Annotated in this window: 28 protein-coding genes and 4 pseudogenes; 27 read left to right on the plus strand and 5 right to left on the minus strand. The window is 38.0% G+C overall.

Annotated features, from left to right (window positions below):
* Window positions 1-163 precede the first annotated feature (163 nt).
* Together BS333_RS17075 and BS333_RS17080 are read left to right on the plus strand one after the other, a co-directional pair.
* Window positions 164-1,186, plus strand: coding sequence for a TerC/Alx family metal homeostasis membrane protein (locus BS333_RS17075; protein ID WP_021711422.1), 1,023 nt, complete (start codon window positions 164-166; stop codon window positions 1,184-1,186).
* A 273-nt stretch (window positions 1,187-1,459) separates the two neighbouring features.
* Window positions 1,460-1,648, plus strand: coding sequence for a hypothetical protein (locus tag BS333_RS17080; RefSeq protein ID WP_021711421.1), 189 nt, complete (start codon window positions 1,460-1,462; stop codon window positions 1,646-1,648).
* A 105-nt stretch (window positions 1,649-1,753) separates the two neighbouring features.
* On the opposite strand, the gene BS333_RS17085 is transcribed toward BS333_RS17080, so the two are convergent.
* Both BS333_RS17085 and BS333_RS22115 read right to left on the minus strand, forming a co-directional pair.
* Window positions 1,754-2,092: a DUF952 domain-containing protein gene (locus BS333_RS17085; protein ID WP_021711420.1), complete on the minus strand. Its 339-nt coding sequence runs from the start codon at window positions 2,090-2,092 to the stop codon at window positions 1,754-1,756.
* Window positions 2,093-2,235: 143 nt separating this feature from the next.
* Window positions 2,236-3,762 carry a hypothetical protein gene (locus BS333_RS22115; protein WP_021711419.1) on the minus strand — a complete coding sequence of 509 codons (1,527 nt, stop codon included), beginning with the start codon at window positions 3,760-3,762 and terminating at the stop codon, window positions 2,236-2,238.
* Window positions 3,763-4,322: 560 nt separating this feature from the next.
* Between BS333_RS22115 and BS333_RS17100 the strand changes: the two genes are divergently transcribed.
* The 18 genes and pseudogenes from BS333_RS17100 to BS333_RS17190 all read left to right on the plus strand — a co-directional run bounded on the left by BS333_RS17100 (window position 4,323) and on the right by BS333_RS17190 (window position 14,978).
* Window positions 4,323-5,723 carry an SMI1/KNR4 family protein gene (locus BS333_RS17100; RefSeq protein ID WP_021711418.1) on the plus strand — a complete coding sequence of 467 codons (1,401 nt, stop codon included), beginning with the start codon at window positions 4,323-4,325 and terminating at the stop codon, window positions 5,721-5,723.
* A gap of 295 nt (window positions 5,724-6,018) precedes the next feature.
* Complete coding sequence (locus tag BS333_RS17105) at window positions 6,019-6,627, plus strand: EVE domain-containing protein (RefSeq protein WP_021711417.1); 609 nt, start codon at window positions 6,019-6,021, stop codon at window positions 6,625-6,627.
* A gap of 189 nt (window positions 6,628-6,816) precedes the next feature.
* Window positions 6,817-7,452, plus strand: coding sequence for a DUF6348 family protein (locus BS333_RS17110; protein WP_021711416.1), 636 nt, complete (start codon window positions 6,817-6,819; stop codon window positions 7,450-7,452).
* A gap of 187 nt (window positions 7,453-7,639) precedes the next feature.
* Window positions 7,640-8,101 (plus strand): hypothetical protein, encoded by a 462-nt coding sequence (locus BS333_RS17115; protein ID WP_021711415.1) that lies wholly within the window; start codon window positions 7,640-7,642, stop codon window positions 8,099-8,101.
* Between the two features lie 154 nt (window positions 8,102-8,255).
* Window positions 8,256-8,378: pseudogene (locus BS333_RS22655) on the plus strand (integrase); the annotation flags it as partial.
* 200 nt (window positions 8,379-8,578) lie between these two features.
* Window positions 8,579-8,779, plus strand: a complete 201-nt coding sequence (locus BS333_RS17125; RefSeq protein ID WP_021711413.1) for a hypothetical protein — start codon at window positions 8,579-8,581, stop codon at window positions 8,777-8,779.
* A gap of 153 nt (window positions 8,780-8,932) precedes the next feature.
* Window positions 8,933-9,487 (plus strand): annotated as a pseudogene (locus tag BS333_RS22250) (RHS repeat-associated core domain-containing protein); the annotation flags it as partial.
* A gap of 14 nt (window positions 9,488-9,501) precedes the next feature.
* Complete coding sequence (locus BS333_RS17140; protein WP_021711411.1) at window positions 9,502-9,981, plus strand: hypothetical protein; 480 nt, start codon at window positions 9,502-9,504, stop codon at window positions 9,979-9,981.
* A 118-nt stretch (window positions 9,982-10,099) separates the two neighbouring features.
* Complete coding sequence (locus tag BS333_RS17145) at window positions 10,100-10,513, plus strand: hypothetical protein (RefSeq protein ID WP_021711410.1); 414 nt, start codon at window positions 10,100-10,102, stop codon at window positions 10,511-10,513.
* The gene (locus tag BS333_RS17150) at window positions 10,503-10,931 is read left to right on the plus strand and encodes a hypothetical protein (RefSeq protein WP_021711409.1); all 429 of its coding nucleotides are present in this window, start codon (window positions 10,503-10,505) and stop codon (window positions 10,929-10,931) included. The genes BS333_RS17145 and BS333_RS17150 overlap by 11 nt, the downstream gene beginning before the upstream one ends.
* Window positions 10,932-11,039: 108 nt before the next feature.
* The gene (locus tag BS333_RS17155; protein WP_021711408.1) at window positions 11,040-11,357 is read left to right on the plus strand and encodes a hypothetical protein; all 318 of its coding nucleotides are present in this window, start codon (window positions 11,040-11,042) and stop codon (window positions 11,355-11,357) included.
* A gap of 8 nt (window positions 11,358-11,365) precedes the next feature.
* Window positions 11,366-11,893 carry a hypothetical protein gene (locus BS333_RS17160; protein ID WP_021711407.1) on the plus strand — a complete coding sequence of 176 codons (528 nt, stop codon included), beginning with the start codon at window positions 11,366-11,368 and terminating at the stop codon, window positions 11,891-11,893.
* A 257-nt stretch (window positions 11,894-12,150) separates the two neighbouring features.
* Window positions 12,151-12,543 carry a DUF6911 family protein gene (locus tag BS333_RS17165; protein WP_021711406.1) on the plus strand — a complete coding sequence of 131 codons (393 nt, stop codon included), beginning with the start codon at window positions 12,151-12,153 and terminating at the stop codon, window positions 12,541-12,543.
* Between the two features lie 50 nt (window positions 12,544-12,593).
* Window positions 12,594-12,989, plus strand: a complete 396-nt coding sequence (locus BS333_RS17170; protein WP_152428710.1) for a hypothetical protein — start codon at window positions 12,594-12,596, stop codon at window positions 12,987-12,989.
* A 115-nt stretch (window positions 12,990-13,104) separates the two neighbouring features.
* Complete coding sequence (locus BS333_RS17175; RefSeq protein ID WP_021711404.1) at window positions 13,105-13,389, plus strand: bacteriocin immunity protein; 285 nt, start codon at window positions 13,105-13,107, stop codon at window positions 13,387-13,389.
* 6 nt (window positions 13,390-13,395) lie between these two features.
* The gene (locus BS333_RS17180) at window positions 13,396-13,995 is read left to right on the plus strand and encodes a CPCC family cysteine-rich protein (RefSeq protein WP_021711403.1); all 600 of its coding nucleotides are present in this window, start codon (window positions 13,396-13,398) and stop codon (window positions 13,993-13,995) included.
* A gap of 112 nt (window positions 13,996-14,107) precedes the next feature.
* Window positions 14,108-14,413 carry a hypothetical protein gene (locus BS333_RS17185; protein ID WP_021711402.1) on the plus strand — a complete coding sequence of 102 codons (306 nt, stop codon included), beginning with the start codon at window positions 14,108-14,110 and terminating at the stop codon, window positions 14,411-14,413.
* Window positions 14,414-14,495: 82 nt separating this feature from the next.
* Window positions 14,496-14,978, plus strand: a complete 483-nt coding sequence (locus BS333_RS17190; protein ID WP_021711401.1) for a hypothetical protein — start codon at window positions 14,496-14,498, stop codon at window positions 14,976-14,978.
* A 139-nt stretch (window positions 14,979-15,117) separates the two neighbouring features.
* On the opposite strand, the gene BS333_RS17195 is transcribed toward BS333_RS17190, so the two are convergent.
* A complete protein-coding gene (locus tag BS333_RS17195; RefSeq protein ID WP_021711400.1) occupies window positions 15,118-15,675 on the minus strand; it encodes an SUKH-3 domain-containing protein in 558 nt (185 codons plus the stop codon).
* A gap of 44 nt (window positions 15,676-15,719) precedes the next feature.
* Window positions 15,720-16,319, minus strand: coding sequence for an SUKH-3 domain-containing protein (locus tag BS333_RS17200; RefSeq protein ID WP_021711399.1), 600 nt, complete (start codon window positions 16,317-16,319; stop codon window positions 15,720-15,722).
* Between the two features lie 330 nt (window positions 16,320-16,649).
* Between BS333_RS17200 and BS333_RS17205 the strand changes: the two genes are divergently transcribed.
* From BS333_RS17205 to BS333_RS17215, 3 genes are all read left to right on the plus strand, one after another.
* Complete coding sequence (locus BS333_RS17205; protein ID WP_033004396.1) at window positions 16,650-17,777, plus strand: hypothetical protein; 1,128 nt, start codon at window positions 16,650-16,652, stop codon at window positions 17,775-17,777.
* Window positions 17,778-17,792: 15 nt separating this feature from the next.
* Window positions 17,793-18,146 carry a hypothetical protein gene (locus BS333_RS17210; RefSeq protein WP_021711397.1) on the plus strand — a complete coding sequence of 118 codons (354 nt, stop codon included), beginning with the start codon at window positions 17,793-17,795 and terminating at the stop codon, window positions 18,144-18,146.
* 120 nt (window positions 18,147-18,266) lie between these two features.
* Window positions 18,267-18,653 (plus strand): nuclear transport factor 2 family protein, encoded by a 387-nt coding sequence (locus tag BS333_RS17215; RefSeq protein ID WP_021711396.1) that lies wholly within the window; start codon window positions 18,267-18,269, stop codon window positions 18,651-18,653.
* Between the two features lie 38 nt (window positions 18,654-18,691).
* Here the strand turns inward: BS333_RS17215 and BS333_RS17220 are convergent.
* Window positions 18,692-18,883 (minus strand): annotated as a pseudogene (locus BS333_RS17220) (hypothetical protein); the annotation flags it as partial.
* 40 nt (window positions 18,884-18,923) lie between these two features.
* Between BS333_RS17220 and BS333_RS17225 the strand changes: the two are divergent.
* From BS333_RS17225 to BS333_RS17240, 4 genes and pseudogenes are all read left to right on the plus strand, one after another.
* Window positions 18,924-19,949 (plus strand): hypothetical protein, encoded by a 1,026-nt coding sequence (locus BS333_RS17225; RefSeq protein WP_021711395.1) that lies wholly within the window; start codon window positions 18,924-18,926, stop codon window positions 19,947-19,949.
* Window positions 19,918-20,160, plus strand: a complete 243-nt coding sequence (locus tag BS333_RS17230) for a hypothetical protein (protein WP_021711394.1) — start codon at window positions 19,918-19,920, stop codon at window positions 20,158-20,160. Before BS333_RS17225 ends, BS333_RS17230 begins: the two co-directional genes overlap by 32 nt.
* A gap of 79 nt (window positions 20,161-20,239) precedes the next feature.
* Window positions 20,240-20,809 carry a hypothetical protein gene (locus BS333_RS17235; RefSeq protein ID WP_021711393.1) on the plus strand — a complete coding sequence of 190 codons (570 nt, stop codon included), beginning with the start codon at window positions 20,240-20,242 and terminating at the stop codon, window positions 20,807-20,809.
* A 2-nt stretch (window positions 20,810-20,811) separates the two neighbouring features.
* Window positions 20,812-21,516: pseudogene (locus BS333_RS17240) on the plus strand (IS3 family transposase); the annotation flags it as partial.
* Between the last annotated feature and the right edge of the window lie 104 nt (window positions 21,517-21,620).

Below are 21,620 nucleotides of genomic sequence, written 5' to 3' on the forward strand. Positions count from 1 at the left end.
GCATTCGCTTATCCGGTAAGTAAAGGTGCCCACCACAAAGATTGGTCAGGCACTCCAACGAGACCAACGCATACTTTAAGTCGTGCCTGAATGATGTTCAGGTACTGGTTTTTATTGTCTGCGGAAGGTCTAACTCTTGTCCACCTTCCGCTCGGGAGGTTCCATGTCTTTATTAGAAAATACCCTTGCCGTCAATCCACCTGTGGTCGTTCACGATTCTTTATTCATGTATGGTGCATTTGGCTTATTTACATTACTTCTGGTCGCGATAGACATTTTTCAAACCCGTGGCGGCGCAATTACGATGAAGAAAGCCATGGCCTGGAGCGTGTTTTGGTTTCTGTTAGCCTTTGTTTTTGCTGCTTCTATTTATTTTTTCTGGACTCATTATGCGCCGTATAGCAGCTACACGAATGAAAAAGCGACCGTGGCATTTTTAACGGGTTACCTGTTAGAAAAATCCCTGAGTGTCGACAATTTATTTGTGTTTGCCATCATTTTTACGCAATACAAAGTCCCTGAAGCGTTACGCCCTAGAGCATTACTTTGGGGGGTGATTGGGGCATTGGTGCTGCGTGCCATCATGATAGGTGTAGGTGCTCAATTATTGGCTCAATACCATTGGGTTCTGTATGTATTTGCGGCTTTCCTTATCTGGACTGGTATTCAACTGGCTCGTGATAAAGGGGATGAAGAAGCGGTAAACCCTTACCCTGAACGCTTCATTCGTAAGTTTCTTCCTGTAACGGAAGCGTTCCATGGTAAGCACCTTGTTTTGAAGCAAGCAGGGCGCTGGTTTGCGACTCCTATGTTGGTTGTAGTAGGGGTGATTGCGGTCATGGATGTGATGTTTGCGCTTGACTCTATTCCGGCCATTTTTGCGGTGACTCAAGAACCCTTTTTGGTACTAGCGGCAAACGTGTTCGCGTTACTTGGTTTACGTTCACTGTACTTTGTACTTCAGGCGATGTTGGATAAGTTTGTTTATTTGAAACCTGCACTGTCCATCATTATGATTTTTATTGGTATTAAGATGGTTTTAGTTGGTTCTGAATACGCCATTCCAACCACTTGGTCTCTGACGTTTTTAATCAGTGTTATGTCGATTGCGGTGATTGCTTCAGTTTATAAATCCAAGCGTAATAATGAAAGTGGACTAACTATTCCTAATGAGAACCTAAAGTAAATGAAGCTAGCACAGAGACTTAAAAAAACTTAAGTTAATTTGATGTTAATTTTTCAGGGTTGATAAACTGATAAATGTTCTTTATTCAATCAGATATGCCTTGTTTTGAATAAAAACTCTATTGTTTTGATTTTTTATTACCCTTGTATGTAACAAGGTTGTTTCATAAGAAAATGTAATGCGAGTGGGTAGTTTTTGTCATTTCTTGAACAGTTAAAAAGTGTCTAACATACAAGCATCAAAACTCATTAAGGCTTTAAAAGAGAGGCAATCATGGAACAAGCAATGCAAATGACTAATATCGCTTTACCAACCTCTATGGATAAGAAAACCTATTCGGTTAACTTCAAAGGATTGATTGCTCACTTGGTTGACATTCTGTTTACGGAAAAGGCACCACGTCAGTACTACGCAGAAGATTTTTCAGCGCATATGCAAAAAGATATCGGCTTTTATCGATAATTACCGAATGGAATTAAGAGACAGATGCCAGCGTAATTGCTGGCATTTTTGTTTTTAACGCATGATGGTTAAGAACAGTAAAGTAGTCATGAAGGATTCAGACATCTATAAGTTTGCTTTTAACGCACCTGCTGAGTCTGTGACTAACCTTATCGTTTTAACTACTGCTTGCTTCCATAGCGGGCTGTATAAATGAGGGTAGAGCACCCCATTATCTACAATACCTGCTGGAGGTTCGTCTTTTAGTGATTGGGCTACAGCGTTTATATCGATTTCAAGAAGATACACCTCATTAACACCAACAAAAAAGCAATCAAGGATTTTTTGGACTTGCTCTTTGTAAGCGAGATGAATAAAACCGTCATTCTTAAAAGAAGCAGGTTTATAGTATTCAGTACTTTCATACTTCCTGTAATCATCTTTTGTAAGTAGATGATATAACAACTATCTATCCTTTGTTAAAAGTCGTTATCTGTATGGCAATTGCCTATCCATTTCGAATGTATTAAATTTTTTGTTGTTTGTGTATTTAAAAAAAGCAGCGTGTTACGCTGCTTCAATATGATCATTTAGAGTCATGATGCTATCTATTTAGCTTTAAATGATTCATGTCGAGATAACCTTCCATACTCAATTGGTACAAGTTCAGAGCCGTCCCTTAACTTGTGTACATTTGATAACTTATTCGTATACAGAACAAGATATGCAATATCAAGTCGATCTGTTGCATCTACTTTAGACTTTTTGAGAGCATGTTTATAATACCTTATTCCATCATTTATTTCTTTACCAAAATAGGTATATTTCCCTGATATAGTCGCAGAACTCTTTTTAGATGACATATCACAATCCGGATCAGAGTAAGCAATTAGTTCACTATCAAAATAATATTTGTCAGCAGAAAAATCTACTGTTATGTAATAATCTTTAGCGATGAGTTTGCAAGGTAACTGCCAGTCCCCAGTCAATTTACCTTCTGGAAAGAGTGGATCAGGATTAAGAGTTATTATACCACTAGTATAAACTATTATGTTATGGTCGACTTCATCATAAAGAAAATCCAACGTGTCTTTGGCAGACTTTTGTATATTCTTAATATTTTCAGATGTTTCTACCAACCTATTTTTAAAATCTGAAAATATAGTGCTCGCTAGAGCAGAAGGCATATTTGAGTAGTACCCCTTAGTAGTATAATCATTTGATATATCCAAATAACCACCAGGGGTCTCAAATTGACTTGATAATTCATCGAGGTTATAGTTTTGTAGCTTGGCTAATGTTGTAAATGGACTAATGATTCGCTCACCTTGAACAGATATCATTTCTTTGCCTTCAAAACGAGCGATGATGTCGTAATCACTGTCCGATTTTGTAATTAGAACTTCTCCATTTCTATCGGTATTACCGATATACTCATCCTCTTCCACTCTTTTATTGCCATTTCTATCAGCATATACCTTCGCGCTACGAGATGGAGAATAAACGATTACACGGTATTTATAGCTTTCCGTGTCATCAATAGTACTTTCGTCAGTGCTTGAGGGCGCTGTGCCACCCGTAGTCTCTGTTTCATCTGGGGTCGTGGTTCCACCTATGGTCTCCGCTTCAACTGTGGTCTCTCCATCATCTGGGGTCTCTGCTTCATCTGTGGTACCTGTTCCACCTATCGTCTCTGTTTCATCTGTGGTATCTGTTCCACCTACGGTCTCCGCTTCATCTGTGGTCGCTGTTCCGCCTGTGGCCGTTGTTCCGCCTGTGGTCGCTGTTCCGCCTGTGGTCGTTGTTCCACCTGTGGTCGTTGTTCCACCTGTGGTCGCTGTCCCACCTGTGGTCGCTGTCCCACCTGTGGCCGTTGTTCCGTCTGTGGTCGCTGTTCCGTCTGTGGTCGTTGTTCCACCTGTGGTCGTGGTTCCGCTTGTGGTCGTTGTTCCACCTGTGGTCGTGGTTCCGCCTGTGGTCGTGGTTCCGCCTGTGGTCGCTGTCCCACCTGTGGCCGCTGTTCCGCTTGTGGCCGTTGTTCCACCCGAGGATGCTGACGTATCCTTCGAGTCATTGCCGCCACCACATCCAACTAAAGCACTACTTAATGCAATAGCAATCAACGTGTTTTTCATTAATCAAAATCCCTAATTCATTATACTTAATATCAATCATCTATAGAGCGCATGGTTTCAACTCGACATATCCCAAGCTTTTGCAAATTACACCAGTGTAGGAGGAATCAAATGAAACTCTAAATGCTATATTTTCATTGCAATTGGTCGTTGAAATTTTTTGAGATACTCAACTCAATTTACTAATATAAGAACGTAAACCACTAAAATTCATACCAATTTTTGCTCGCATATAATGCACACACAAAAAAATAAAATCAACGTTAAAATCAATGACTTAAATTACAATAATGTCATTAGTTTCTAATGAGCATAATAATGTTTAATTTGTTAATTAAATTTATTGAGAGTATCTGAGGTGGCATTGCGTCTAAATAGGGCTAAAAAGCAGCTTATTTGCGCTGTTTTATCGTTGTTACCTTCGATAATGAAACTATCTATTGCACTTTATATCCTTTATCAAGGGCATATTCATAATTCATTCTCTACCCATTATGATAATAATGAGTGATCATGTTATTATTGATTATCACTTAAATAAATATATTGAGTAATAACTGATGTATGAAGAGCAGATAATAAGAATCAAACAAAAACTCAAAAAGGCATATTCTGTAGACTCTGACTTTAAGGTTTTTGGGGCGAGCTCACACAAATACTGTGTAAAAGATCCAATATCAAATTCTAAAATCGAAGAATTTGAATCAACTTATAGAGTGACTCTTCCTTTATGCTACAAAGAGTTTATGTTAAATGTAGGTAATGGTGGAGCCGGTCCTTATTTTGGGATATACCCTCTAGAATATGGGGTTAGTCTGCTAGCCAAAAAAGCCGGTGAAACGCTTGGAAATGAGGTGCTTATTAGTCCCGGGATTACAGATGATGAATGGGAAGAATTAACACTAAAACTTGATGATGTTAATCTTTCCGATGATGTGTTAGATGATTTAGATGCAGAATTTTACTCTGGCATTTTGCCTATAGGAAGCCAAGGATGCACTTACTATCATGCCTTAGTATTAAATGGAAAGTATGCTGGTAGAGTGGTTAATGTTGATGTTGCTTTAAACATGCCAATACTTTTTTGCTATGAAAATAACTTTTTAGATTGGTATGAAAGGTGGCTAGATGAAGTAATCTCAGGGGTACTGATATCAGATAAAGCAGCCTGGTTTGGATATACCATGGGTGGGGATGATATTGAGCTACTAAACCGTTTCGATGAGTCAGATAACTATAATGCTAAATTCGATGTTCTATTAGGGCTTACAAAACTCCACTCTGCAAGCGAAGAAAGTTGTGAAAGGCTAAAAACTATTTACTTACAAAGTACCGGGAAGTTAAAGCGCCTATCAGGTGAGCTTATTACGAAATTTAACTACCAAAAGTCCAAGAGTATATTAGAAGAGCTTATTGAAAGTGATGATGTAGATTGCAAAACGGCTTGCCAAGCTATTTTTTGGTACCAAAGAGAGTACTCGTATGAGTGGGTACCGCTTTTATCTAAAAGAATCCAATTTATTAAGGATCCTGAAACGTTTACATTTGTCACATACATTCTGCGTGAAGCAAAGTGTGATTTTGGTGATTTGTTGGCTCCATTTTGTCATAATGAATCTGAGCAGATTAGAGCAACCAGTTACTATTCATTAGGGTTGCTTAAGAGCAAATCAGATTATATAGATGAGTTTTCAAGAGGGTTGAGAGACGAATCCTCTAGAGTAGTTCGTACAGCATTGCAGGCCGTGTCGGGCATTAGAAATGATAAACTAGAGCGCGAATATCTGGGGATTATAGAAAGATTTAAAAACAAGAATAGCATGCTTGTAGAGCTTGATCACAATATCAAAAAGCTTGGTTATAAAACAAGATCGGAATTCATAAAAAAGTATGATGTTAACTACAGTCCTAACAACAAATTAAAAGGTATCGTAAAAAGAATATTAGATCTATTTAAGTAATGCCTAAAAAACACATAACAATCGTGGTCGAGTGAAAAATATGGCTATCGAATTCTATTTTTAGAGAGGTAATGTGAATAATAATCATGGGATTAGTCGAACGTATGCCGTCATCATTTGATGCGCGAAATACCAATGTGCAGTTCACAGAAAAAGGGGCAAACTTGATATTTGAAGCAATTATAGAAAACACAGATGAGGATTTTTTTCCTGCTTAAGCGAGGGTCAACTTAAACAAATATCAATCCCTGACATCAAAATTAATGGTTTATAAAAATCTATCACAGGATGTGTTGTGAGAAAGTTTTGGTGTGGGGTCGTTTCCCGTGAACATATTAAACGTGGCGTCGCAGGAGGATTTTGCCAAGTGTGCCATGGCAAGTCCGCCCCTTTGAATAGAATGTCAGTGGGTGATGGCATAGTTTTTTATTCTCCGACTCATAAGTTCAAAGGAAAAGAGCGATGCCAGAAATTTACCGCGATTGGTCAGGTGATAGGAAAAGGGAGCTATCAGTTTAAAATGGCACCCGATTTCATTCCATACCGCAGAGATATTGAGTATATAAGTGGTCATGAAGTCGCCATTCATCCAATGTTAGATCAGTTAGAGTTTACAACCGGAGAAACAAACTGGAGATTTAAATTCAGGTTTGGTCATTTTGAAATCTCACAGAGTGATTTTGTCACGATAGGCCAACATATGGTGGGCTCTGTTACTCTATCAGAATGCTTTAACCTTTCTGACAGCACAATATCCACCATTCCACTACATCCATATGATTTGACGCTGCAACAAATACGAAAATACCCCTTTCCGGGACAGCGATACTTAGCCTTTGAAACTATTAGTAACGTGCTTTGCCTTACATGTTGCTGGGTAGCATTACTGATCATCTGTGCGTAATGGGCGTTATAACTCCCTAGTATCAAAGCAAATGTAGAGACAAATTTGACGCATTAATATAGATGGTATATTCAATAGAAATCTGATAAGTTCTTGTTTTACAGATAGTTAGGGTTGCACGTTTTTGCTAATTCAATGAGGCAAAAGTGCATGCGTACGAATGCAAATTTATGCTCCTTAAGGAGAGTCATGGAACCTTTAGATATAAAAGAGTATATATGTGAGTTGTTTAAAGCTCACGAAGTCCCTTTTCACACAGAAAATGAATGGATAGTTCCTTACGGAGAGTTTCCTGCTATTCGAGCGACTTGGTTTCAAAAGGAAGCTATTGGTGTGTTTGAAGTAGAAGTTTTGTTAGATAGCGGACGTATTATTAATGAATGCTTTGCTGGGTTTGGTGTCGGTAAAGCAGGGATCATTAACGGCTTAGAGAACTTCTGCGCTAACTCGTTTCATGTTTTATTATCTGCCTTTTGGAAAAAGCACGAGCCCGAACAAGTAAAAACCGACAATTGGCTAATAAACGGAGTAAAATATAACGTATATATTGGAAACTTAGGAACCAGAACGACAAACGGTGTCGAAGCATCAATTCCAGAATCTCTTGCTGAGTCTCTAGAAAAAGCAGTCAAAAGTGAAACACTAGAATCAGAAATATCTTGGTTTAGGATATTCTTCTGTAGTGTGTCTGGCGAATTTACCTTTGAAGCTTTAAAAGAAAATGAGATTTGGGAAAAAGGTATTTCAATGTTAAGTACACAACCTTGGGAAAAAACCGAAGGTTATTATAGTGTTCGAAACTTCATTGTACTGCGCAAAGCATAAAAAAGCGTACTCCGATAAAACTGCTACGCAAAACGCTCTTCACAGAATGTGCTGGTGAGCTTTGTGTAAAAGGCCTTAGATTGAGAAATTAAATGATATCGAGAGATGAAGCGATACAGTCAGTGCGAGATACCTTAGATGAGGATATGGATATCTTGAACGAATCAATTATCGAAAAAGACTACGGGTGGTTGATTTTTTTAATTCAAAGAAGTTTATTCGCACTGGAAACCATATAAACTCAAAGGTCGGCTCTGGAGGCATTCTGATAGAGCGTAAATCTGGTAGGCATATTTCTTTCAGCTCAGCATACTCTTGTGATGAAAACCTAAAGATATATGAAAAAGGTTATCTTAAGTATGAGGATTGGGATATTGAAATAACCAAAATCAGTAACCTGAGAGTTACGGTAGATGCTTTATTAAAGTTAAAATTGAGTTTCGTCGTGCCAGAGGAAGCCAATGGTACTATTTGGAAGATTCCAAGAACATACAAGTACAAAGAACTAAAGCGGAAGCTAGCTAAATTACCGGTCAAATTTAATGTTGGTAATTTGTATTTCCTATGTAAAGAGCTAGATACACTCAAAATACTTGGGTGTTGCGAATTTAAGTTGATGGAAAATATGGGCTGTAAAAATGACATTTAAGATGGGTTTACAATGCTTGCCATTTTCGATTTGATTCAGTTTTAGAGTTTACAGCACAATGATTTAGGCTAGGGTCTGAGCGTTGCTCACCTCTGATTTCCTTTTCCCGAGTCCAAGGAAAGTGGGTCAACCCATGAGATATAGTTATGATGTGCGCACTAAAAATATTCGAGCGCTTCAACTGCTTCTCGGTCATGCTAAGTTGGATAATATTATCCGATATCTTGTTGTTGAGGTTGAAGATGCTCTCCATATCTCAGATGGCGTTGATTCTTAGCCTTTCTACTCTTTTGGCGAATTAACAAGGGTTCGATAATGAATGCTATTAAAGCAATACAAACACCCGTGGGATTTGTTGCGGGGCGAGATGGATTTTATTAGGATGATATCAGCGAGGACAAGCAAGGACAACGGCTTGTTCTAAGCGGTGATATTAACTTGGAGTTAGCATCAGGATATAAGGGGCAGGCCATATGGATGAAGTATAAATTAGAATTTTCTGATGTTACTTCATTTAAAAAGGAAGATGTTGATAATAGTAGTTTTGGTGAAAATTCAAGCTTTGTTGAGCTACCATCTTATGATACCAAGCGAAAATTTATATTTGCCACATATGATTATATATACAAAATAGAGGCAAGGGAATATGTGTTCAGCCTAGGTGAAGGACGAACTTAGGAAAAAGCTACAGGATATAAACTCAAAGCTTTGCTTAAGCGCCAGTTTTTATTTTTACAGTTCAGCAGCGAATGACCTACGCTATTAAGGGAGTATTTTCTTTATAAAACATCGCTTTACTATAATCGGCACCGTTATTATGATAGCGGCAGCGGTCAGTATTTAAGCTCTGACCCAATAGGGATGGCAGGTGGTTTAAGACCACAAGCTTACGTGCATAATCCGATGGAGTGGGTTGACCCGTTCGGTTTAGCTGAGTGTCCAAAGGGTCCAAGCAAAGTTGGTGTTCCTGCCACTCGATCCTCAAATCAGTTAGATACAGTCTTAGAGCGTGATGCTTATGGAAATGAAATCATGTATCGGTCTATGTCAGAGAAGCAATATCGAATATTTGAGGAAACTGGTCAGCTTCCCTATGCTGGTGAGACTTCAGTTTCGCCGTTGCTTGAGTACTCAAGTAAATACGATGGCCATACCGTCAAAATTACTACGCAACGAGGTACTTCCGCGCAGCTTCAAGATATAGGAATTGCAGCTAACAAACCTGCTTCTATTGAATTGCCTCATTTGTCCACTCAAACAGGAAAGTGGAATCAAACCCATTCTCGATTTAAAGTCGAGTCAGGACAGATGACCACCCAGCTTAGTCAAGGTAAAGCGTTGGATATATTCAATCAAAATATCTTGGATTTTGAGTTATTAGAATAGAGAAATTAATGTAAATGCTATTGAAATTAGATGATTCACCAGTTCCGATGAAGCTGGTGTACTTATTATCCGACGAATTAAAAAATGACCCGAATCGAGTTAAGGTGGCTCAAGAACTTACTCTCGATCCGGCAAGGCCGTTGATGGGGCTTAAAGGTTCTCATGGTTTATTTGCGTCTGATGAATGGTGGGAGAACGTCTATGCGGAAAAAATTCCTTTGTCATTCATTAAGGGGGTTATTGAATCTGCATATATCGCTGGTCAAGATGAAGAAGGAATCAATAATACGGTTGATGTAAAACTGGAGGATGGATCGACCGTTGCTGTAGGTATTTACACGAATGATGTAGCGGATGTGAGCTTATTTAAGCCTGGCTGTTTAGTTTATGTTGTGTATGCATTTGATGAATTGAAAAGGCAGCCCGCTAGAGATGGTGGTGTAAATTACTCAAAGGTGGCTGTCGAAATGGCAGTATCAGAATCCCCTATTTAGCCTTTTATTTAAATTTTAGTATTGTTTTTGAGTGTATTTGGAACAGGATATTCGGCTTCAACGGGAAGTAGGTTTTTAGCTTCTTCTAAGCTGTTTTAATAGTGCTGTTGTTGGTGCAATGGCTAATGCTCGAACTCGCTTAGAGTATGGTGATGATTGCTCTGAGATAGCTGATGATTTACATAGAGCTGCGGGTGGTGAAGGGCAAGTGATTGTTTTTCGTTCTAACGATGCACCTTGGCCAGCACCAACTGTCGAGAATGTGAAACCTAGATTCAATCCGCCATTTAGGGATAGTACAACATTCAATTACCCGCAGAATCTAGATGGGTCAATAAGATCGTTAGATGAAGCCTATCATGCTGTCTATTCAGATGGTCGCTATGTTTATGACGGTGCTCTGCATAACGATGGAATACCAATTGGCGATGATACTAAGCTAGTAGATTCGATGAACCCCAATGGTGTGGGTTATCGCCTCTATAACCCTGATGCTGGTGAATTATTGAAAGGACCGATTAATGGAAAGTAAATATTACGAGGTTAAAGCGCTTCAAAATGGCTTGGCAACTTCGTTACCCTCGGTTTTAAGAAATAAAGATCTTATTGTTTGGCACTCCGCTTTACCGGCGAAGAGCCCGCTTGGTTATGACGATCAAATTGCGCCTCTTGTAATGTGGGCATTTGCTAGTGATAAGGAAGATCAAGAAGATGAATTGATTTCTTTGATTAATTCATTTCAGACAAAGATTGGATGGCATTTAGATAAAGTAAGAAATGGGAGATGGAGGTTAATGCCTAATCGTGTATGGGCTGTTTATGAAAAAAATAAAGATTCCACTCTAATTGATGCGTCAGCAATAGTACAGCGAGAAGATCCTCAATTTGGAGTGTTGGCAAATAAAGAAATATTAGAGATGGCGCGTTATCTGGATGAGAGCCTCCGCTGACTAATATATAAACATACAGGACATATATGAATACGAATGAAAGCGCTTTAATTGAATGGCGGAGGCAAATTTGTGCATTAAGAGATGTACAGTTGAATAGAGGTAATTATGGATTTGAAACTTTCTCCTTCTTCTGATGAAATTGAAATCTTTTTGTTTGAATGTGTGGTAAAGAACTTGCAATCATTCTATGGACATTCATACGATGATGCTGTGCGCTTAGTTAATGAATACTATGCGAAATTTACTGATGCGCACTTCTGTCGTCAGCATGGTATTCCTGTACAGACTGCTGACCTCTTCTCGCATATTGCGGCTGCAGGTATGGCTGATAGGGTTCAATATTACCAAGGGCTAAAAAATGATCCGAATGAACGCGCTTTAATTGAGTGGCAGTGGAAAATGGTGGCATTAAGAAATGTATAGGAATTTAAATGGCTGTTTTAATTGAAGCATTGTCTGTTGTTATTCGCTGCGAAGCGATTGCTAAAAAATATATTGGAGGTATGGACGCTTTTATCGCTGCTCTTCCAAATAAATCGCTTTGCTCAGATGGTGAGTTGGCTCGTGTCAGATTTATGGTTCCTATAGATGTTCAAGCTTATGTTGAAAGTTTGATTGCTAATGGATTGACTTTCAAACGGTCAGATAAAGCTATAGATATAGTCGTTGTCGATCAGATGCATGGTCCGACAACTGATTGTGATTGGGTTGATGTTGGAGAAACTGATTGGAATAACAACCCCAATCATACGGTGGCAGTGTGCTGTGCTAGGCCGACAAAAGTGGATCGCATTTTCGTTCCAGAAGGCTGGAGATATGAAGAATCTCTGAGCGCAAGCGGTATCTATATTGATGGAAAAGAAGTTCCAGAAAGCTTAAAGTTTGCTAGACATGAAAATGGGGTAGATGTTCTTCTTGATGAAAAAACGGGTCAAGAGTTTTATGTTGGCCGTTCATAATATTCCTATTTTCTATTTTGCTTTCAATTACCAAAGGTATGTTTAGCAGTACATTAAATTATAGCAAACAAAGGCCTAGCACTTGCGAGGTCACTAATTTACACCACAGTAAAAATCAATTTCTTGTCAGGCACATCAATGGTTTAAGGAGTACATATTGGCTAAACAAGCTGAATCTAAATCCTTGACAGTATAAGAAGAAACCGAAAGTCCCCAAATGGGCAACTAGGCTTGAAATCTCTAAAAAAGGCGCAGTAATGTTTTCATTTTCTTGGGTGATTGGATTTGGTGGAAGTGCACAGGGCGGTAACACCAAGGATGTGCAGATTGAAAATGTTTTAGAAACAGTTGAGTTGATTTTTAGTCGTGCAGGCTCAGTGACTCTGGATGTGATTGATGGTGAGGAAATAGGCCCAGAATGTTTACAGGTTCAAACTGAGAGTGGTAAGTCAGTAATATTGTTGGGTGAAAATACTAGCGATGATTATGTGGTTCGTTCATTTAACGGTAAATTAGTTAATGATGGAATGGTTTCAATTCTTGGGAATGAATGGGACTCAAAGATGATTTGTGAGGGTTCTGAATTAGTAAAAGCCATAGTCAAGGAATTTCTTTCAACGGGTAATGTATCAATGGATTTCTTGAGTTAATACTCCGGATAGGCAAAAACAAATGAGACAATATTATGAGGGCAAAAACGATGGCTGATTTATTGTTATCCTGTCCAGACTGTAGTAAACAAGCATGTGTCAAATTGGGGCAGGTTGATAGAAGGAATAATCTAGCTTGGTTTCGATCATGGAATTGCGAAAATTGTGGGTTGAGAATCGAAGAAGATGGGGATGAAACACCCAATAAAATTCGGGAAATTCTTATAAATGAAGAGGGCGCTTGGGCTCTCATTCTGAGTGAAGTATCTAAGAAAGCTTCAGCTTTTAAAATCCTGAGAGATGTTATAGGTCTTTCATTGCAAGATGTTGCGAGACTAAGAAAAGATAAATCAGGCTGTGTTTTTATAGGAACTAAAGAAGAAGTTAATTTTTATCAGAGGAAATGTGGTGAGTTAGGTTTGGAGCTATTAGTAATAGATAATTAGTTCCAAACAGTTCACTTCAGAAACATCTTCTATTTTTGCAACAAGCCTGTATCAATAGGTTAGGGTATTTCATCTCCAGTTCAGTGCCGCTAAGGCAGTTTAGAGGAACACTATTATGAAACTTATAATGAAAGATGCCCTGCAGGACTATACAGAAGCCGAGTTTTATCGTTTTCTAGAGGACTTTTTCGAAGATACTGACACTAATGACTTAGATGATGATGCTTATGATCTTCATATATCAAAGCTAACTGATCATTTTTCAAAATTGGTATCTCACCCCGATGGGAATTCATTAATCTTCCATCCATCACCAGACAGGGAAGACTCGCCTGAAGGAGTTATTATGGAAATAAAAAAATGGTATGCAAAACAAGGAATGATTTGCTTCAAAGAATAAAATACAATGTCAAAAAATGATGGTAGAAATACTAATGCATTCCAAGAAGTAATTTACTTTGCAAAGGTCTTTGATGTGAAAATACTCGATAGAGTAGAAGCGATAAAAGCGATATGTAACAAAAAATTGCCGACGCTTAGCTTTAATGAACGAGAGTCAATTATTTTGGATTGGTGGGGAATTGATGAGGAAGATAATGAATTTTCTAGACTCTCTGCTCAGTTAAAATGTCAGATATTAGAAAATGATGAATTACCAGAAGATTGTGAAAATCGTAAGTACGATGAGCTAATACTCGTTGCATTATTATCCGATTATGAGGGAGTCAGTAATAATTACATAGCTGAATCTATGGATATAATGGGTCTTGGACATTTTCGCGTAGAAGGTCAAGTGGAGAAGCTGGAAGTTTGTCCATGTTGCAATTACAGAACCTTGAAATCTAGAGGTAACTATGACATATGTCGGTTATGTAACTGGGAAGATAATGGACTGAACGATGACGAGAAGTATAGCGGGCCTAACTATATGACACTGGGTGAAGCTCGTGAAAATTTCTTAAGAAACATGGGACAACTACCATCTAGCAAATGGGTCAAAGCTTAACTTTTAAGGCTTTGACTTAATGTTACATTTGGGCTGGAGTATCTTCGGTAGTTCTCGTTTAAGGAAGTATTACAGTGAATGCATTAAAAGTAATTAGACAATGGGATTAACCATGAACGACAAGGAATTACTGGCAAAACTAGAAACAGCCTATGAGGCATTCAGCGTTCCACTTAGAATGGGGGATGGTTTGAATACTCAATTATTTTCAGACCTATATACTGCACTAGAGCAATGTTGTAAGTGTTGGAAAGATAAAGACAATATCCCTAAAAGAGCTGCTTCTATTTTTGTTGATACTTATTCTTCTATGGTATCTGCATCATATTTTTACGATGAAAAGAAAAGACAAGAAATAGATATGATAGCTGACGAACTGACTGACTTGATTAGAGCGTGCGTTGAACCTAAGAAGTAAATAGTGCGTTTACGACTAGACAAGATTTTGTTAGAGCGCTTTCTGTTAGTGGTATCCCGATGGGAGAATGGATAAGAATTAGATGAGTAAAACTATTATTGGTTATATCAATTCACAGAAAAAAAATGAATTGATATCGTTAGAGAATGACATTCAGAGAGAAACCGCTTTTGGATTTAAGTTCAAGAACGGATTAAATCTGTATAATTATCCACAGATCGTGTTGTTACGTGATGATATTGTTCAATTCGTGATATCTGACTCAAGAGAGCTGAATACGGCAACAATATTGCTCAATGAATATGACTACGATCCTGAAGATGAATCAGAAAGTGACTTTCAAAAGCGGTTTCCATCTTTGCTGAAAGATAGGATCTTTGAAATTACAAAAATTATTAAATTTTTGCTAAATGTGGATTCTGTTCGAGAGCTGGGTTTCTCACTTAGCGACTGCGATGAGGTAGAGCAAGTAAAACACAGCTCAATAGAGTCATTTGAAAGTCTTGTTGTTGCTGATTGTATTAAAGACTGCCCTCCGAACACACTTTATGTTATAGATAAGTAAAGAGTTCAATAATAATCGTATTATCGGGTATTTTTAATGCGTTGCTTTTCATTACTGGGCTATCAAACTTGTACCAGTGTTAGTGCATAGGATTCAGCATCACCCAAGTAGTTAACACTTGTGTTAATACAACATTCATTCACGACAGTTTAATTGGAATAAGTCCTAATTCGATATCATACAACCAAGGCGCCGGGGTTTTCGAATTGTAATAAGTTAACCTTTGTGAGGATGTTAATTTACTCTCAAGTCCTTCTGGGTAGTTAACACACACGTAAGGCTCTGGACACTCAATCATGACCCATTTTCTTTCGTTATAAACAATCGTTTCAATGAACTCATCTAGATTTGAACCTAGAAAAGTGATTTCTCCATCAGAGTGATAGAAATTTCCATATTTATCTAAAAATAGATAGCCATCAACCTCAGACATTGTACCAATTGGATATAGTTGAAAAGGAAGCATGACATCTTCAATAGTTTCCAAAATAGTTTCTTGTGCAATATCATGATCTTGGCGGGTCAGAAGTAAAGGCCTTTTGTATTTGCCAAAATTTAAAGTGAGGCCATATATATTCCTTAAAATATTCTTGATGATATCACTAATTGAATACGCTGAATACTCTTCAGGTAATTCAACCTTACGATCACTACTCCAACCAATGGAGGTAAGATATTTTTTAGTTTTTTGTTGCATTATCTATTACTCCATTTTTTACGGGCTTGGTGCAACAAGCCCAATCACTTTGTCATTCTTAGAAGTGACTTGAATCGTTGCAAAAAACCTATATTCAGCGGAATAAGTCCTAATTCGATATCATATAACCAAGGGGCTGGCTTTGTCGTACTAAAATAAGTGAGCCTTTGTGAGGGTGTTAATTTGTCCTCAACACCCTCTGTGTAGTTGGCACACATACAAGGCTCCGGGTACTCGATAACGACCCATTTTCTTTCGTTATAAACTATCGTTTCAATAAACTCATCTAGATTTGCACCTAGAAAAGAAATGTCTCCATCTGAGTGATAAAAGCTTCCATGTTTATCCAAAAATAGGTAACCAGGCATATCATCCATTGTACCAATTGGATATAGTTCAAAAGGAAGCTTAAATTCTTCAATCGTTTCTGATACAACTTTGTTTGCAGAAACGAAATTCTCACTCGTTAGAATTAAAGGTCTCTTATAACCACCTTTATCAATTAAAGTGAGGCCATATATATTTCTTAAAATATTCTTTATGATATCACTAATTGAATACGCTGAATACTCTTCAGGTAATTCAACCTTACGATCACTACTCCAACCAATGGAAGTTAAATACACTTTACTCTTGTTTTGCATTATCTACTTCTCTTCCTTCACATCCTCGATAACAACAAGAAAGCTGAGTGCCGTTCCAAATGACGCTATAGCTTCGGCTGCTTTTTCTCTAGATGCGACTATACATCGAATAAACGCCTCAAATAAAAAGATTTAAAGCTTCATTATGAGTATTTGGCTAGTCAAAGTGACCTTTTGATTGGTCAAGTTACCTTTATATCTTGTTAGTAATGATAACCAATTTAAAGTATTGATATCATAATATATTTATTAGTCAGGTGACCATCTTACCTTAGCCATGATTCATCAGCCATACCACTTATGTGATTAGTATTTAGGTAAAAATTGATTATGCCCAATTCGAAACAGACTTTATCCATTGAATATTTTGGTGATCAAGACGGAGTATTTTGGTGTTCCATTCTCGTTATCATTCTATCTGCTATATGGTGGAATGACGACTCGAAGGTATTTTATCAATGGTCGGTAGTTGGCTTAACTACACTCTATACTTTTTCGTTTCACAACGTTTCTCCACGATTATGCCAGACCATTTCAGATACTGGAACGCATCTTCAAATTGAACAAAGACGCGAACTACCAATCATGGCGAGTGTGTTGTTTGTCATCATTGCATACAACAGCTGGAATCTGAATGAGTTTTCACCAGTTTGGGGCTCTTTTTGCGCTTTATTACTCACGTCGGTTTTACTTCGACCTTTCGTCTTAAATACCATCACTCTGGATAAAACCAAGACCTACGGCTTTTTTGTTGAGAAAGGTATACACCCTAATGACGATAATGAATATACGTTGCTTGAATGTAATGAAGGGCAATGGAAACGTCTTGGTATTATGTATAGTTCACTTTCTCTTAAAGAAGCAAAGTATTGGCTAGTAAAGCAGGGCGTCAAAACGCTTCACGGCGAGTGCATACAAAAAGGTAACATTTTTTCTAACCTTCGGGCCGCCGCGTTTTATATCTTCCTTGCCTATTTAGTACTGCATTATTTACCGCAAATAACTAGGTATATTTTCCCGGTAGGCTTTGATGAAGTGAAAGGCCTTACAGTATACCGTACAAAGTCGGAACAGGATGTGGCTGTTTGGATTTCCTTCTTGTTAGGAGCTATCCCCTCTGCCTTTTTTTTTCTCATAGAAGCGTTCATTTGTCTGAGATTAGTGTCGCTGGGTGGGCGGCAGCTCATTCTATTTCTAAATAAGCAAGTTATTTTGACCAATGGTAGCGGTAGAAGAGGTACGAACAAATCGCTGAGTTTTACAACTATTCAAAGTATTATTATTTGCCCAAACAAAGAGGGTAAAGAGAATACTGACATCGATGAAAGGGTCAAACTCACCGATGTAAAAGGTGAGTTAGTGTCACTCTCTGAATGGCATTTTGGTGCTAGAGAAGTATTAAACCATCTAGCGACTCTAGGTGTGCCCGTAATCAATGAAGAGAACAAAGCGCCGTAGGTGATTCATTCCTGAATGTGCAATCGAGACTTTATCATAGACATAGATTATTCAGCTGGTTATGAGGAGATAGAAAAATCCATTTCTTCATTTCCATTAAGTGTTGACGTAAGAGTGAGTGACTCTGGAGATAAGTACATTCATCAAAATAAAGTGTCTACAGTCGCGGGGATATTACTTGAGGAGACCGATGGCTTCATTCAAAGCTACTCAACATCGAGCTTACTATCTGAGACTAAAACAGATGAACTGCTTTTAAAGTTCTCAGAGTTTTTTAAGCAAGCCAAAATACCCCACAAAATTATCGAAATCTTGCATGATTTAGACTTTGATGAAGAGATAATTAGCTATAAATGGGAACACGCATAACAAAATTATTAACCTATTGATTCTAAATTGAAATACGATTGAAAAGGCTGCATAATGTGAGTAGGAAAAGCCGCTAAAAGTTGTATAGAAAGCGTTATCGGATATGAGGTAGTTGATAGTATGGAAAGTCATGCAGTTAAAGAAATAATTGAAGCAGAAGAGAAGTTAAAAACTGCAATGCTCAATTCAGATACAATTGCCTTTCAAGACTTATTATCTGATGACTTGGTATTTATTAATCACCTTGGTCATCGAACTTCCAAACAAGACGATATAGCACTGCATAGTTCAGGCTTACTAGTTATTAAGTCGATTCGATACCATGATTTTCAAGTCGTCCCTCAGAAGAATGTCGTTTTGGTTTACGTAAACGCGGAGATTAAGGGTAGTTATAATGGGGCTTTAGCAAACGGTGAGTTTGCCTTCTCTCGTGTTTGGACAAAGTGTAAGGGCAACTGGCAGGTTATCTCTGCGCACTCAACAGTTATCACAAAAACGAACTGTTAAAGAGGGATTTATGTACCTAGATGGATCAACAGGTGTACATCAATCTCTTCAATTAACCTTCGGCCGAACCTTTCCCTTATCTGAGCCAATTCAATTTCTATAACGCAAGGGCAACAACTTTACAGCGTCTATCTCGCTTACATTTGGACGAGAACTGAATGAGAGCTTTCTTCGAGCGTTACAGACAGTACGGATTGACCTTTAAAACGTACCGAAATTAAGCCCCGCAAGGTAGGGATGTACGATGACAGACTTGAGGATGTTTTTTAAATGAGTATATTTTCAATACAGTTACCCATGTTTAGAGGGACTCCTTTTTCGTATTACTGGCCTAGCCTCCGTAAAGAAGTACAAATCGTAAAAGAAGAAGACCCTATGGAACCTTTTATGTCTGTGAACGATGATGTGCTTACATTGCGGTCTGGCTTTCATATAAGGCGAATATCCGTGATAATCCCCTTAGCCTTATTATTTACTGCAGTGTCTATTTTATATCTAAAAGACCGTTCAATATTTTTTGAAAATAAAAAGAAGTATGCTGCCAATGAGATTAAGTTGATTAAGAAGGATATTGAAGAGATGCGTTCCCTAGTAGTATCTTTTGAAAAAAAAGGGAATATAGGAAAAGCTGAGTGGTATAAAAATCTAATAAAGAAGGATGAAAAAAAATTAGAAGGCTTAAACGTATATATCAATAAAAAAGGTACGGTGAATATATTTACTCATATGGAAGCTCTAGCTATTATTGATGATGATGAGCTTAGAACATTTAAAATTTATCTATTCATGGATTGTATAATCTTAATTATAACCTTGTTATTTTGGATTCTTCTTATCTTTAAGCCTCGCGATGCTGAAATATATTTTGATCGGCAGAGGCAAATCGTTTATACCTGGCGTTCTGGTCGAGTAGGGGCTGCTGCTTTTGATAAAGTAGGTTTAAGAACTAATAATACGGGATTGTGTATCATTCTGAACTTTGAAACAAAAAAACGTGATGGTTATACTCCCAAATCAACTCCAGCTATCAGTATCGATAAACTTGTTGGTCATGTATCGAGAGACTATATCTATACACTAGGTCAGATACTAGCATTTATGGATAATGGTAAGGAGGCGTTAATTACAGGCGACTCATTCCATAGGCCGCAAGAAAAGTTTTTCCTTCGTGACTATCAGAAACCGGAAAACTTGGAACAGCGAATAGAAGCTGCGCTTAAAGACGGAGATAGGTTTATGGAACGTTACCAGACACGAACGGTTCGTGGTTTTCACGATTTGTCGATTAAGAAGTAATGGTTGTTCTTTAATAGCTTTTGCAAAAGGTGTTATTTTAGAGGCGACCATTGTGCCGCCTCATTCTAACCTGCCTACTAAGAAAGAAATTGACCATATAGGAGCTTTGAAAGTTTACCTTGGTATGATTGACGGCAAAATTGTTAAAGCGAATCTATATGGATTTTCCATATTAAAACTTATCCATGAGCATTTAGTTTTAGATTTTTGAAATAAAAAGTAATGGTACGATAGGAATGAATGATAACAAATATGAAATAATTGATAACCTATTAGAGGTGCTCTTGTAAATGAGTATATTTTCAATACAGTTACCCATGTTTAGAGGGACTCCTTTTTCGTATTACTGGCCTAGCCTCCGTAAAGAAGTACAAATCGTAAAAGAAGAAGACCTTATGGAACCTTTTATGTCTGTGAACGATGATGTGCTTACTTTGCGTACAGGGTTTCATAGGCGTCGACTATTTGCTTTGATGCCATTTGTTATATTATTTACTGCAGCGTCCATCTTTGCGATGATCCATTACCCTCCTTCTTTTGGTTATCTTAAAGAATATGCTATTGGTTCGATTCAATTCCGCAAAAAAAATATTGAGAAAGCGACTATATATGCAGAGGATGCAAGAAAAAATGGAAACATTGAAGAGTATAATACTTTTAAGGGGTATATTGAAGATGACTTAAAAGAAATTGAAGTCTTGGAAATTTATGCCAAAAAGCAAGGTTCAGTCACGATTTTTACTCATCTGGAAGCGTTAGCCGCTAGCGATGATGGCAGCTTAGGGGATGTTATTGATGGGGTATTTTCACTTCTCGAACTATATTTGACTACCTTATTACTTTGGTTCTTTCTTCTTTAGCAATATTTAAGCAAAGTCGAAATAGCTTAGGTTATCGGGAATTGCGTAAGCGGTTGTGCAATGAGGGCTTTACTATCAGTGATTATGGTACACAAAAGTTGATGGACAAGCTGGGTTTAGTGGTTACACAGCGTGTGGCATACAAGGTCACAACTAAGCGTAAACACAGTGATGCAGTGGCTGACAACCTGCTGAACCAGAATTTTAACCCTGTTGCTCCTAACCAAGTGTGGGCAGGAGATGTAACCTATTTGAAAACAGGAGAAGGTTGGATGTATCTGGCCATCGTGATGGACTTGTATTCTAGGCGAATTGCCGGCTGGCACATAGATAAACGTATGACCACTGATTTAGTCAGCAAAGCCATGATGAAAGCCTATAACTTGCGCCAACCACCTAAAGGTTTGGTATTTCATTCAGACAGAGGCTCACAATATACCAGCAAACGTTATCGTAATCTGCTGACGAGTTACGGCATCAGAGCCAGTATGGGCGATGTTGGTGCTTGTTGGGATAACGCTGTAGTAGAAAGGTTCTTCGGTAGTCTAAAGCACGATTGGTTACTCAAGGTGCCCCAACTAACCAGAGAACACATGAGAAATGATGTCGCAACTTATATGCAATATTACAATTTAGATCGGCTTAATACTGCTAACAACAATATGTCGCTAATTAACTATGAAGTTTCTTTTAGAAAAGTGTCCTGAAAAACTTGAGCAGAACATTGAAAGAATGTATTAGTATCTAGACAATTTGAATATTACGACAACTGAGTCGATATGAAGTTGACACACTTACGTCTATTCATTGT

The sequence above is a fragment of the Vibrio azureus genome, from assembly GCF_002849855.1.
Classification (GTDB): domain Bacteria; phylum Pseudomonadota; class Gammaproteobacteria; order Enterobacterales; family Vibrionaceae; genus Vibrio; species Vibrio azureus.